Annotated in this window: 11 protein-coding genes; 5 read left to right on the forward strand and 6 right to left on the reverse strand. The window is 67.1% G+C overall.

Going from position 1 to position 12,489, the window contains the following annotated elements; translation table 11 throughout:
• Positions 1 to 7 precede the first annotated feature (7 nt).
• On the reverse strand, positions 8 to 511 hold the full coding sequence (locus K32_RS18165; RefSeq protein WP_201400865.1) for a cytochrome b: 504 nt from the start codon (positions 509 to 511) through the stop codon (positions 8 to 10).
• A gap of 187 nt (positions 512 to 698) precedes the next feature.
• On the opposite strand from K32_RS18165, the gene K32_RS18170 reads away from it, so the two are divergent.
• A complete protein-coding gene (locus K32_RS18170) occupies positions 699 to 1,775 on the forward strand; it encodes a GTP-binding protein (protein WP_201400866.1) in 1,077 nt (358 codons plus the stop codon).
• Positions 1,776 to 1,892: 117 nt separating this feature from the next.
• Positions 1,893 to 2,876, forward strand: a complete 984-nt coding sequence (locus K32_RS18175; protein ID WP_201400867.1) for a WD40 repeat domain-containing protein — start codon at positions 1,893 to 1,895, stop codon at positions 2,874 to 2,876.
• A 216-nt stretch (positions 2,877 to 3,092) separates the two neighbouring features.
• Here the strand turns inward: K32_RS18175 and K32_RS18180 are convergent, their stop codons facing one another.
• The 5 genes from K32_RS18180 to K32_RS18200 all read right to left on the reverse strand — a co-directional run bounded on the left by K32_RS18180 (position 3,093) and on the right by K32_RS18200 (position 7,774).
• Positions 3,093 to 3,473 (reverse strand): hypothetical protein, encoded by a 381-nt coding sequence (locus K32_RS18180; protein WP_201400868.1) that lies wholly within the window; start codon positions 3,471 to 3,473, stop codon positions 3,093 to 3,095.
• A gap of 391 nt (positions 3,474 to 3,864) precedes the next feature.
• Entirely contained in the window at positions 3,865 to 4,017 is a 153-nt protein-coding gene (locus K32_RS18185; RefSeq protein WP_201400869.1) for a DUF1127 domain-containing protein, read from the reverse strand.
• A 472-nt stretch (positions 4,018 to 4,489) separates the two neighbouring features.
• The gene (locus K32_RS18190) at positions 4,490 to 5,929 is read right to left on the reverse strand and encodes a homospermidine synthase (protein ID WP_201400870.1); all 1,440 of its coding nucleotides are present in this window, start codon (positions 5,927 to 5,929) and stop codon (positions 4,490 to 4,492) included.
• A gap of 126 nt (positions 5,930 to 6,055) precedes the next feature.
• Complete coding sequence (locus K32_RS18195) at positions 6,056 to 6,628, reverse strand: GNAT family N-acetyltransferase (protein ID WP_201400871.1); 573 nt, start codon at positions 6,626 to 6,628, stop codon at positions 6,056 to 6,058.
• A 12-nt stretch (positions 6,629 to 6,640) separates the two neighbouring features.
• Positions 6,641 to 7,774, reverse strand: a complete 1,134-nt coding sequence (locus tag K32_RS18200; RefSeq protein WP_201400872.1) for a type III PLP-dependent enzyme — start codon at positions 7,772 to 7,774, stop codon at positions 6,641 to 6,643.
• 741 nt (positions 7,775 to 8,515) lie between these two features.
• Here K32_RS18200 and K32_RS18205 point away from each other — a divergent pair.
• The 3 genes from K32_RS18205 to K32_RS18215 all read left to right on the forward strand — a co-directional run bounded on the left by K32_RS18205 (position 8,516) and on the right by K32_RS18215 (position 12,420).
• The gene (locus K32_RS18205) at positions 8,516 to 10,105 is read left to right on the forward strand and encodes a gamma-glutamyltransferase family protein (RefSeq protein WP_371812712.1); all 1,590 of its coding nucleotides are present in this window, start codon (positions 8,516 to 8,518) and stop codon (positions 10,103 to 10,105) included.
• 110 nt (positions 10,106 to 10,215) lie between these two features.
• Positions 10,216 to 11,400 carry an amidase gene (locus tag K32_RS18210; protein ID WP_201400874.1) on the forward strand — a complete coding sequence of 395 codons (1,185 nt, stop codon included), beginning with the start codon at positions 10,216 to 10,218 and terminating at the stop codon, positions 11,398 to 11,400.
• 111 nt (positions 11,401 to 11,511) lie between these two features.
• Complete coding sequence (locus tag K32_RS18215) at positions 11,512 to 12,420, forward strand: LysR family transcriptional regulator (RefSeq protein WP_201400875.1); 909 nt, start codon at positions 11,512 to 11,514, stop codon at positions 12,418 to 12,420.
• Positions 12,421 to 12,489: the final 69 nt, after the last annotated feature.

The following is a 12,489-nucleotide window of genomic DNA, read 5'->3' on the forward strand; positions in this document are numbered from 1 at the left end:
GAAGTCGTCAAGGCGCGCCGGGGACGACCATACGGCGCAGCGTGCCGTCGCGCAGCCAGAACTGATGGTAGAGCGCGGCGGCGGCATGCAGCGCGATCAGGACGATGAACGCCGGCTTGCCGAGTTCGTGGATGCCTCCGAACGACCGCGAGACATAGATCGCGAGCAGCCCGGTGACCGGTACGGCGACGAGGAGGACATAAAAGGCGACGTGGGCGGCGCTCGCCAGCCGGGCGGCGAGGCGCCCCGCCGTTTCCAGCGGGCGCGGCGTGCTTCGGGTCAGCCGAAGGGCGAGCCGGAGCAGGACGAGAATCAGGATCGCGATCCCGACCCAGTAATGCGCCGTCGCGAGCGCCGCATCCGAGGCGGAGACGGGCGTGCCGCGCAGGGCGCCACGCTGGGCGTGGCTCATGCTCTCGCCGAAGACGAGCTGGAACAGAACCAGCAGGGCTATGACCCAATGCAGGCCCACCTGCAGGGGCGAATAGCCACGAACATCGGAACCAGTCATGCGTCTCTCTCCAGGCGAGCCGGCGGGCGGCCGGCGGCGCAACCAGATCAAGATTAGATTCGTTCTAAATTAAGGCGCGAAGCGCCCGAGCGCTGACCCATCGCAATCGGCGCCGACATCCCTTATATCAGGCGGCAACCCATTCCCCCCTTTTGCGCGGGCTGATGCTCCGCGCCGGAGATCTCTCATGACGGAAACCCAGATCCCGGTCACCGTGCTCACCGGCTATCTCGGCGCCGGCAAGACGACGCTTCTGAACCGCATCCTGTCGGAAAACCACGGCAAGAAATACGCCGTCGTCGTCAACGAGTTCGGCGAGATCGGCATCGACAACGACCTCATCGTCGAGAGCGACGAAGAGATCTACGAGATGAACAATGGCTGCGTCTGCTGCACGGTGCGCGGCGATCTGATCCGCGTCGTCGAGGGACTGATGAAGCGCCCCGGCGGCTTCGACGGCATCCTGGTCGAGACGACCGGCCTCGCCAATCCGGCCCCCGTCGCGCAGACCTTCTTCATGGATGACGACGTGCGCGCCAAGTCGCGCCTCGACGCCGTCGTCACCGTCGCCGACGCGATGAACCTTTTGACCCGGCTCGACGACGCTCCGGAAGCCGAAGAGCAGATCGCCTTCGCCGACGTCATCCTGCTCAACAAGTCCGACCTCGTCGACGCCGAGAAGCTGGCCGCCGTCGAGCGTCGCATCCGTGACATCAACCCGCACGCGACGATCCACCGGACCGAGCGCTGCGCCATCGACCTCTCCAAGGTGCTCGATCGCGGCGCCTTCGATCTCGACCGCATCCTGACGCTGGACCCGGAATTCCTCGAGGGCGAGGATCACGAGCACGTCCATGACGAGAATTGCGGCCACGACCACCATGGCCACGATCACCATCATCATGACCACGATCACCACGATCATGATCACGACCATCACCACCACCATCCGCGCCACGACGAATCCGTCTTCTCGGTCTCGCTGCGCGGCGGCACGCTCGATCCCAACAAGTTCTTCCCCTGGATCCAGGAAGTGACGCAGGTCGAAGGCCCGAACATCCTGCGCCTGAAGGGCATCCTGGCGATGGACCGCGATCCCGATCGCTACGTGCTGCAGGGCGTGCACATGATCATCGAGGGCACGCATCAGCGTCCGTGGGCGGAAGGCGAGAAGCGCGAGAGCCGCCTCGTCTTCATCGGCCGCAAGCTGAACGAGGAGGCCCTGCGCAAGAGCTTCGAAGCCTGCCTGATGCCGGCGGCCTGACGGCCGCATTCCCTTCGACCGCATCGCTCCGGCCCCGGCCGGGGCGATCGACGACCTAGCTGACCGGCATTTTCTTGCCTCGAAAATGCCCTGCACGACATCGACCGGAAGAGCCTCTTGCCCACCATCCAGTCCTTTCCTCTCGACGCCTATGTCGTCGCGGCGCAGTTTCTCGGCGCCGAGCCCGTCTTCGCGCTTGGCGACGGCGCGGTCGCCCGGGTCGACGGCCCCTCGGCCGAAAAGCTCAGCGTTCATTCCGGCGGCCTGCTCGCCGCCGCCCGCACGCAGGACGGCGCGCGCCTGATCACCACGGGCGATGACGGCCGCGTCTGCGCCATCGACGCGAGCGGCAAGGTCACGGAACTGGCGAGCCAGCCGAAGAAGTGGATCGACCAGGTCGCCTGCGGCCCGGACGGCATCATCGCCTATGCCAGCGGCCGCCAGGTCTTCGTCCGTTTCGCCGACGGGCGCGAGCGCGTGCTCGAGCATGAGCGCACCGCCGCCGGCCTCGCCTTCGCGCCGAAGGGGCTCCGCCTCGCCGTCGCGCGCTACAATGGCGTCTCGCTCTGGTGGATCGGCACCGACGCCAAGCCGACCGAATTCGAATGGAAGGGCTCGCATCTCAGCGTCACCTTCTCGCCGGACGGCAAGAGCGTGATCACCTCGATGCAGGAGAATTCGCTGCATGGCTGGCGCGTCGCCGATGGCGGCGGCCACATGCGGATGTCCGGCTATCCCGGCAAGGTGAAGTCGATGTCGTGGTCGCCCAAGGGCCGCTTCCTCGCGACCTCTGGCGCGGAAATGGCGGTGCTCTGGCCGTTCCACTTCAAGGACGGCCCGATGGGCAAGCAGCCGCTGCAGTTAGGCACCCGCGACCAGGTCGTCACCTTCGTCGCCTGCCACCCGACCGAGGAGGTCGTGGCGATCGGCTACAAGGACGGCATGGTGCTGGCGGTCCGTTTCGCCGACAGCGACGAGGCGATCCTGCGCAAGCCCGGCGAAGGCGGCGCGGTCAGCGCGCTCGCCTGGGACAAGAAGGGCGTCCGCCTCGCCTTCGGCACCGAGGGCGGCGAAGCCGGCGTGATCGACCTCGCCGGCTGAGGGCGTCCCGAAACACGGCCCTCATTCAGAGGTCATCGAAGGCCGTCATGCCGTCTGCGGCGCATGACCAGGACGCGTCGCCCCGGCGGAGGCCGGGGCCCATAGACACCGACCGAGCAAACCGTGACCGGCCCTCTGGTCATAAGCCCGTGGGTATGGATCCCGGCCTTCGCCGGGATGACGGCGGAGGCTCACGGCATAGGTGAAGGAAAGCCCTCACGCCCGGCTTGGCGTGCGGCCGAAGATGGCGACGGCGAACAGCACCATGCCGAGCAGCGTGATGATCGAGCCGGCGATGACGATCGGTTCGCCCGACGGCGCGCCGCGCAGCGTCAGCACGAGGCCGGGGATCATGATCCAGAGGCCGATCGTCGACACCCAGAACTGGATGGTCGCGAGCCGGCTCGCCGCCTTGGCCGGATTGGCGTTGTAATAGAAGCCCATCAGGGCGAGCGACACCCAGCCGATCAGGTTGAGATGGGCATGCGCCGGCGCGAGCGAGAAGTCCTGCTGCGCACCCATGATGATGCCGCCGATCATGCCGACGATGACATAGATCACGGCCGTTCCGATGAACCACTGACTGATTTTCGGCATGTCGTCCCTCCAGACGGACAGGGGCCGACTCAGCCCCGCGAGCGCCCCTCGGCATCCGCGGTACGACGTAACGTAAGGTGAGTCAAAATCATTCTAAACAGCGCTGTGACAGGCGTCACAGGCGGGCGCGATCGGAGCGCCGGGCCGGAAAACCGGCCCTGAAATGAGCGACGCCGGCGCGCGACCGGGAGCTGTACGAGAGCTCGACACGGTCGCGTCTGCCGGCGCCTTACGCGGTCTGCGCGGAAAAGAAAAACGCCCGTCGGGGAGGAGGTCGACGGGCGTTTAGAGGGTGGCGCGTTGTCGGGGAGGAGGTCGACGCGGCGCCAATCGCAGAGAACGGAGGGAGGAGGGGATGTCCTCTGCGAATTCCTTGAAGTCTCTAGAAGTCTTAGTAACCGACGGCCTGCTTGGCGACCCGCTCGATCTCGCCGCGGTGGATGCCGAGGTCAGCAAGCTCGCGGTTGTTCAGGCGGGAGAGCTCGTTGTAGGTCTCGCGGAACTTGCGCCAGGTCTTGTAGGAAGCGAGGATATTGAGAGCCATTTTCGGATGTCCTTTGAATTCGGTCTGATCTCTGTCGAACTAGCGCCGGATTTCTCTGTCGCCGTTCTTGTTGACGTTGATATAGGCGGTTGCCAGCGAATTGAGCACTGCGAAAAAGCTCATGCCAGCGATGCGCCTAACGCAGAGCAGCATTAATTCTGGCGTCATATTGCAGCGCAGCATTAAGGGATACGGCCGGATTGCGGCGGATCGGCGGGGATCAGGTCGCGATTGCGGCCGCCACCGGGCCGAGACATGACGCTGATGCATGTCGAGGCGGCGAAGCGCCCTGCCCAATCCTTCGGCAGCATCCGGCGCGGCGCCCTGTCCCGCGCCGCCCTCCCCAGCCAATGCATAAAAAAGACCGGGCCAGAGGCCCGGTCTCGATGATCTTCCGACAGGAACCGGCTGAACGATTTGTTAGGTCGCGTTTTCTTCACGCGAACCGGTGTCCACTTCGCTCGAAAACGCTCTAGCCGAGCTGGTGCACCAGCACGTTGCGGAACTGCCAGGGATCGCTCTCGTCGATGTCTTCCGGGAAGAAGCCGGGACGGTCGGTGAGCGGCGTCCAGTCGGTGTAGATGCCCTCGACGGTGCCGAGATATGGCTTCTGCACCCGGAGGCACAGGTGGTAGTCCATCTCGTCCGCCTCGACGATGCCGCGGTCCGGATGCGCCAGCGCCCAGGCCATGCCGGCCACCACCGCCGACGTCACCTGCATGCCGGTGGCGTTCTGGTAGGGCGCGTTCTCGCGCGCCTCGTCGATGGTGAGGCGCGAGCCGTACCAGTAGGCGTTCTTGGCATGGCCGTAGAGCAGCACGCCGAGCTCGTCGCGGCCGGCGATGATCTCGTCCTCGGAGAGGATGTGGATCTTCGACTGCCGCTTGCCGGCGCGGCCGAACATCTCGTGCAGCGACAGCATGGCGTCGTTCGACGGATGGTAGGCGTAGTGGCAGGTCGGCCGGTAGATGACCTCGCCGCCCTCGCGCAGCGTGAAGTGATCGGCGATCGAGATCGCCTCGTTATGCGTCACGAGATAGCCGAGCTGCGGGCCGGGCGTCGGGCACCAGGAACGCACGCGCGTATCGGCGCCGGGGCCGAGCAGGAAGATCGCAGCGCCACTGCCGGTGTCATGCGTGCGGGCGTGCGCCGGGATCCAGTTCTCGTGCGTGCCCCAGCCGAGCTCGGCCGGCTGCAGCGCCTCGGAGATGAAGCCCTCGACCGACCAGGTGTTGACGAAGGTGTCGAGCTGCTTGGCGACGCGGGCGCGCTGGGTGTCGCGCTCGGCGATGTGGATGCCCTTGACGCCGGTCGCGTGCATGAGCGCCGCCCATTCGCGCCGCGTGGTCGGCTCGTCATGCTCGATGCCGAGGTCGCGGGCGATGTCGAGGAGCGCCTGCTTGACGAACCACGAGACCATGCCGGGATTGGCGCCGGAGCAGGAGACCGCCGTCGGGCCGCCGGGATGGGCGCGCTTCTCGGCCAGCAGTTCCTCGCGCAGCGCGTAGTTGGAGCGCGACGCCGGATCGGCCTTGTGGTCGTAGTAGAAGCCGGGCCACGGCTCGATCACGGTGTCGATGTAGAGGCTGCCGAGCTCGCGGGCCAGCTTCATGATGTCGAGCGACGACGTATCGACCGAGAGGTTGACGCAGAAGCCCTGGCCGGACTCGCTCGTCAGAAGCGGCGTCAGGACTTCCCGGTAATTCTCACGCGTGAGTGCGACCTTGACGTGTTTGACGCCGAAAGTGGCCATCAGGCCGGCGTTTTCGTCGGTCGGCTCGATGATCGTGATCTGGGGTTGGTCCAGGGCGAAATGGCGCTTCAGCAGCGGGAGAAATCCGCGTCCGATCGAACCGAAGCCTATGATGACCACGGGGCCGGAGATGCGACCGTAGACAGGCCAATTCGTCATTGCGAGACACTCCTCAAGGTCGAAATCAACAAGTGGGGTACCGTACCCTTCCTTCATGACAAACAAAAAGCCGTGGATGGAGGGGCATATGCCCTTCCATCCACGACCGGTTTGGTGCGGGGGAACCTAGCGGCTTGCGTCGACGAGGTCGAGCCCGGAAGGGCTTGCAACCATCGGAAAGTCCGGCCCGGCGAGCGGCGGGGCCGACCAGTCGCCTGTCGCGACCAGCATTCCGGCGGCGCCGTCGAGCGCGCCTTCCCGGAGTTCCAGGGCCAGGAACCTTCTGCGGTCGACCGGCCCCGGCATCATCAGGCTCTGCGTCGCCGCGGTCGAAAAACCGAAGCGCGCATAGTATTCGGCGTCCCCCACCAGGATGACGGCGGCATGGCCGAACATGGCGGCGCGGTTCAGCGCCGCCCGCATCAGCTTGCCGCCGAGGCCCTCGCCCTGGCGCTCCGGCGCGACCGCGAGCGGGCCGAGCATGAGCGCGTCGCGGCCGCCGGCCGAGACGTTCCAGAGCCGGACGGAGCCGACGATCTCGTCGCCGTCGCGGGCGACGAGCGCCAGCCCGGACGCCGGCAGGCGATTCTCGCGCAGCCGCTCCGAGGACTTCAGGTGGCGGTCCGGGCCCATGGTCCGGTCAAGCAGCAGCTCTCGGGCGCCGGCTTCGCCCGGCGCCTCCACGTCGATATGGATCATCGATGAAGTCCTTCAGATCACGAAGGCTTCGAGCGGCTTGAAGCCGTTGAAGGCGACGGCCGAATAGGTCGTCGTGTAGGCGCCCGTGCCTTCGATCAGCACTTCGTCGCCGATCGAGAGCGACACCGGCAAGTGATACGGCGCCTTCTCGTAGAGGACGTCGGCGGAATCGCAGGTCGGGCCGGCGAGCACGCAGGGCGTCTTCTCGTCGTGGTCATGCGCCGTACGGATCGGGTAGCGGATCGATTCGTCCATCGTCTCGGCGAGGCCGCCGAACTTGCCGATGTCGAGATAGACCCAGCGCAGGTCGTCGGCCGAGTCGCTCTTCTTCGAGATCAGCACGACTTCCGTCTTGATGATGCCCGCATTGCCGACCATGCCGCGGCCCGGCTCGATGATCGTCTCCGGGATGCGGTTGCCGAAATGGCGCTTCAGCGCGGCGTCGATCGACGAGGCGTAGTTCTCCACGCCCGGGATCTCCTTGAGATACCGGGTCGGGAAGCCGCCGCCGAGATTGACCATCGAGAGCTGGATGCCCCGCTCGGCCAGCGTCGAGAAGATGCCGGCCGCCGATGCGAGCGCGCTGTCCCAGGCCTCGGTGTTCGCCTGCTGCGAGCCGACATGGAACGACACGCCATAGGCGCGCAGGCCCGAGCGATGCGCATGCTCGAGCACGCCGACAGCCATTTCGGGCTCGCAGCCGAACTTGCGCGACAGCGGCCATTCGGCGCCGGCGCCGTCGCAGAGGATGCGGCAGAACACGCGGGTGCCGGGAGCGGCGCGGGCGACCTTCTCGACCTCGGCCTCGCAATCGACCGCATAGAGGTCGATGCCACGGGCGAAGGCGGCGGCGACGTCGCGCTCCTTCTTGATCGTGTTGCCGAAGGAGATGCGGTCGGGAGTCGCGCCGGCGGCCAGCGCCATGTCGATCTCGGCGACCGAGGCGCAGTCGAAGTTCGAGCCCAGCGAGGCGAGCAGCGACAGCACTTCCGGCGCCGGGTTGGCCTTCACCGCGTAAAAGACGCGGGTGTCGGGCAGCGCATGCGCGAAGGCGAGATAGTTTTCCCGCACGACATCAAGGTCGACCACGAGGCACGGGCCGTCGGGACGTCGGGTGTTGAGGAAATCGATGATGCGTGCGGTCATTTGGAGGGTCTCCCCGTGGCCTGCCAAGGCCAAAAAACGTTGCGAAAGCGATGACGAAACCGGAGCGCAGCCCTCGCGCCAATCGCTATGGACGCGATCGGAACGGTGACGACGAGCCGTTTTTGCCGGGGTGAGCCGGCAGTTTTCGCGGGTAGCAGTCGCTTGGACGAACGGGAGCGTTCATCGTGAGCGCTGCCTTCGCTTGGAACGGGAGACCCGATCCGCACGCCCGGCAAGGATGTAGTGCCTCTTCAGTGACCACGGCCTTTGGAGAGCCGGCAGAGACCAAAAAAGCCCGCTACGTCGTTGCTTCAAGTCGCGTCCTCCGCGGAGACGGAGTTCACCGGTTTCGCTTTCCGGCTGCCGACCTTTCTCGGGATCGCTCCCGAACTCCTGGGACCCTCTTGCGGAGGATCTTGGGCGTCGCTTCGGCCTCTTGTCCGAAGCCCCACCGGTCGGCACGCAACCACAGGCACGTGCGATAATTGGGCGAGGAGGTACGTATGCTTAACCCGCTTCACATTCAAGCGGATTTTACGCCTCGGGCACAAATTTCATGCATGGGCCGCCTGCATATACGGCATGGCTCCGAAACCCGGCAATTCTGCCACATTTTTGCAGGTTTGGCTGCCCCTTCCGCCGCCGCCGAGACGGTCCGCGACGCCGCTTTCCGCCTCTGATTCGCGCTTCCTGCCACCTGTCGTTTCGCCTATGCAGGAACGGCAAACAGGAGAGACACGCGTGAGCGAAACCATCGTCGGCGAAAAGGGTATGGTTGTGGCCCCGCACCGGGCCGCCGCGGAGGCCGGCGCCGAGATTCTCCGGGCCGGCGGCAACGCCATCGAGGCGGCGATCGCCGCCGCCGCCACCATCGCCGTCGTCTATCCGCACATGAACGGCATCGGCGGCGACGGCTTCTGGCTGATCCGCGAGCCGGGCAAGGAGCCGCGCTATCTGGAGGCCTGCGGCGCCGCAGGATCCGGCGCCACCATCAAGGCCTATCGCAGCAAGGGCTATGACACGATCCCGACGCGCGGCCCCGACTCGGCGCTGACGGTCGCCGGCGCGATCTCGGGCTGGCATACGGCCTTCGAGCTGTCGCAGAGCCTGGGCGGCCGGCTCGACCGCCCCACCCTCCTCGCCAACGCCATCGCCCACGCGCGAGACGGCATCACCGTCACCCGCTCGCAGGCGCGGCTGACCGCCACGCACCACGCCGTGCTTTCCGAACAGCCGGGCTTCGGCGACGTCTTCCTGGTTGACGGCAAGGCGCCGGAGACAGGCGCCCAACTCCGCCAGGAACGCCTCGCCGACACGCTCGACCATCTCGCCCGCGCCGGCTTCCTCGATTTTTATCGCGGTGACGTCGCCAGCGAGATCGCGGCCGACCTCAACCGCGTCGGCAGCGCCGTCACACGCGGGGATCTCGAAGCACATGAGGCGCGGCTGCGCGCGCCGCTCTCGGTCCGGTTCCAGCAGGGCACCGTCTACAATTCGCCGCCGCCGACCCAGGGCCTCGCCTCGCTCCTGATCCTCGGCATCTTCGAGCGCCTCGGCGTCAAGCGCGGCGAAAGCTTCGAGCATGTGCACGGCCTGATCGAGGCGACCAAGCGCGCCTTCCTCAAGCGCGACCAGCACGTCACCGACCCGATCTTCGCCGGCGACCTCTCGATGCATCTTTCGCCGCGCATGCTCGAGCGCGAGGCGGCCCAGATCGACATGACCCGCGCCGCGCCCTGGCCGCAGCCGGCGAAGAAGGGCGACACGGTCTGGATCGGCGCCATCGACGCCTCCGGCCTCACCGTCTCCTATATCCAGTCGATCTTCTGGGAGTTCGGCTCCGGCGTCGTGCTGCCGGCGACCGGCATCACCTGGCAGAATCGCGGCGCCAGCTTCTCGCTCGATCCGAAATCGCTCAACCCGCTGGAGCCCGGCCGCAAGCCGTTCCACACGCTGAACCCCGCCATCGCCCGCTTCGACGACGGCCGGATCCTGAGCTACGGCACGATGGGCGGTGACGGCCAGCCGCAGACCCAGGGCGCGGTCTTCACCCGCCATGTCCTCTTCGGCATGGAGCTCGGCGAGGCGATCGCCGCGCCGCGCTGGCTGCTCGGCCGCACCTGGGGCTCCGACCACACCAACCTTCGCGTCGAGAACCGGCTCGATCCCGACATCATCCTGGCGCTGGAACGCGCCGGCCACGAGGTCGAGGTGCTGGACGAGGCCTATTCCGACACGATGGGCCATGCCGGCGCGCTCGTCCGCCGCAAGGACGGCCGCATCTTCGGCGCCAGCGATCCGCGCTCCGACGGCGCGGCGGTCGCCGCCTGAGACGGCGCCGCCGGATTTTGGCAAAGGCGGCGGAATAGCGTTATGAATCGGGAGAACGCGGTGCCGCCGGCGCCGAGCCGATGTCCCTCCACAGGAAATCGATAGAGCCCATGCTTCTCGCCCAAGACCCGGTCAACGCGTTTCTCGACTATCCCGCCGTCGAAGTGCCGTCGGCGGCGACCGGCCCGCTCGCCGGGCTCACCATGGCGGTCAAGGATCTCTATGACGTCGCCGGCTATCCGACCGGCGTCGGCCATCCGCTGAAGCGGGCCGAGAGCGACATCAAGACGGTGACCGCGCCGGCCGTGCAGGTGCTGCTCGACGCCGGCGCCCGCTTCGTCGGCAAGGTGCACACCGACGAGTTCGCCTATTCGATGAACGGCGAGAATTTCCATTACGGCACGCCGATCAACGTCCGCGCGCCGGGCCGCATCCCGGGCGGCTCCTCCTCCGGCTCGGCCGCCGCCGTCAGCGCCGGCCTGGTCGATTTCGCGCTCGGCACCGACACGGGCGGCTCGGTTCGCGCGCCCGCCTCCTATAACGGCCTGATCGGCCTGCGCCCGACGCATGGCCGGATCGACATCTCGCGCGTCGCGCCGCTCGCCGAGAGCTTCGACACGGTCGGCTGGTTCGCGCGCGACATCGACACCTTCACCCGCGTCGGCGACGTGCTGCTCGGCGCGGACGTCGCCGGGCCGCCGCTGACGCGCTTCCTCGTCGGCGACGACATCCACGCGCTGCTGCTCGGCGAGCTGGAAGAGGCCGCCGTCCGCTCGGCGACGCCCCGCATCGCCGCCCACCTGACGCCGGCCGGCGCCGTCATCGTCTCGCCGGACGGGCTCGCCGCCTGGCGGATGATCTTCCGCACCATGCAGGCCTATGAGGCCTGGCAGGCGAACGGCGAATGGATCACCAGCCGCAACCCCGTCTTCGGCCCCGGCGTGCGCGAGCGCTTCGAATGGGCGAGCCACGTTTCGCGCGAGGATTATGAGGCGGCGGCGCAGCGCCGCGCGCAGGTGCGCGAGCGCCTGGACGGCCTGCTCGGTGACGATACCGTGCTCGCCATCCCGACCACGCCCGGCATCGCGCCGGAGCGCGGCCGCGACGGCGACGAACTCGAATCCTACCGCAACCGCGCCCTCGCCATGACCTGCACGGCGAGCTTGACCGGCCTGCCGCAGATCAGCCTGCCGCTGGCCGAGCACGAGGGCTGCCCGCTCGGCGTCTCGCTGATCGCGCCCAGGGGCCGCGACAAGGCCCTGATCAAGCTTGCAGCCAGGATCCTGGCCGGCTAAGGCGCTTCATCATTTCGCGAATACGATGAAATGCTCTAGGTCTTTGTTCTATCGCGTTTTCTGCACGCGAACCGACTTTCCACTTCGCTCGAAAACGCTCTAGGCGGCAGTATGGACACGCTCACCCGAATGAAGACCTTCGTCGAGGTCGTCGAGGCCGGCGGCTTCTCCGCCGCGGCGCGCAAGATGGGCCGCTCGAAGGCCCTGATCTCGAAATATGTGCGCGAGCTCGAGGACGAGCTCGGCGCCCGCCTGCTCAACCGGACGACGCGGACGCTGTCGCTGACCGAGGTCGGCCAGGGCTACGCCCGCGACGCCACCGAGATCCTGCAGCGGATCGAGGATCTGCAATCCTCGGTCGGCGACGCGCATGCCGCGCCGCGCGGCCGCCTCAAGGTCTCGGCGCCGCGCACCTTCGGCGACGGCGAACTCGGCCGCGCCATCATGGAATTCGTCGTCAGCGAGCCGGAAATCTCGCTGGAGCTGCATCTGGAAGACCGCTTCGTCGATCTGGTCGACGAGGGCTTCGACGTGGCGATCCGCATCTCGACGCTCACCGATTCGAGCCTGATCGCCCGCCGCCTGTCCTCGTTCCGCATCGCCATCGTCGTCAGCCCGGAACTGCTGGCGCAATATGGCAGGCCTGAAACCCCGGAGGATCTCTCGGGCAAGCCTTGCGTCATCGATTCCAACGTCGCCTACCGCACCAACTGGCCGTTCATGATCGACGGCGAGCGCATCTCGGTGCCGGTGAAGGGCCGCGTCGAGGTCGACAGCCCGAACGCGGCGCGCCAGGCGGCGCTCGCCGGCCTCGGCTTCGCCATCGTGCCGCATCTGGTGGTGAAGGACGACCTCGAGGCGGGCCGGCTGATCGCCGTGCTGGAACCCTACGAGCCCGCCAGCGCTGCCATCCACGCCGTCTATCCGCATCGGCGCCATCTCTCCGGCAAGGTCCGCAGCTTCATCGACTTCCTGGTGAAGTGGTTCGACAAGAAGACGTCCGAGGGAAACCCCTGCTAGCCGCGCAGCGCGGGGCGCGGTGCGACCTTGCGCCGCCTTCCGGCACCCCCGATCGGCGCGAGCCGACAC

The organism is Kaistia sp. 32K (genome assembly GCF_016629525.1).
Lineage (GTDB): Bacteria > Pseudomonadota > Alphaproteobacteria > Rhizobiales > Kaistiaceae > Kaistia.

What these genes read in the sequence shown, in the direction of transcription:
- K32_RS18215 (WP_201400875.1), top strand. Translation starts at nt 11,512, where the DNA reads ATGGACACGCTCACCCGAATGAAGACCTTCGTCGAGGTCGTCGAGGCC.
- K32_RS18165 (WP_201400865.1), bottom strand. Translation starts at nt 511, where the DNA reads ATGACTGGTTCCGATGTTCGTGGCTATTCGCCCCTGCAGGTGGGCCTG.
- K32_RS18170 (WP_201400866.1), top strand. Translation starts at nt 699, where the DNA reads ATGACGGAAACCCAGATCCCGGTCACCGTGCTCACCGGCTATCTCGGC.
- K32_RS18180 (WP_201400868.1), bottom strand. Translation starts at nt 3,473, where the DNA reads ATGCCGAAAATCAGTCAGTGGTTCATCGGAACGGCCGTGATCTATGTC.
- K32_RS18195 (WP_201400871.1), bottom strand. Translation starts at nt 6,628, where the DNA reads ATGATCCATATCGACGTGGAGGCGCCGGGCGAAGCCGGCGCCCGAGAG.
- K32_RS18185 (WP_201400869.1), bottom strand. Translation starts at nt 4,017, where the DNA reads ATGGCTCTCAATATCCTCGCTTCCTACAAGACCTGGCGCAAGTTCCGC.
- K32_RS18190 (WP_201400870.1), bottom strand. Translation starts at nt 5,929, where the DNA reads ATGACGAATTGGCCTGTCTACGGTCGCATCTCCGGCCCCGTGGTCATC.
- K32_RS18210 (WP_201400874.1), top strand. Translation starts at nt 10,216, where the DNA reads ATGCTTCTCGCCCAAGACCCGGTCAACGCGTTTCTCGACTATCCCGCC.
- K32_RS18200 (WP_201400872.1), bottom strand. Translation starts at nt 7,774, where the DNA reads ATGACCGCACGCATCATCGATTTCCTCAACACCCGACGTCCCGACGGC.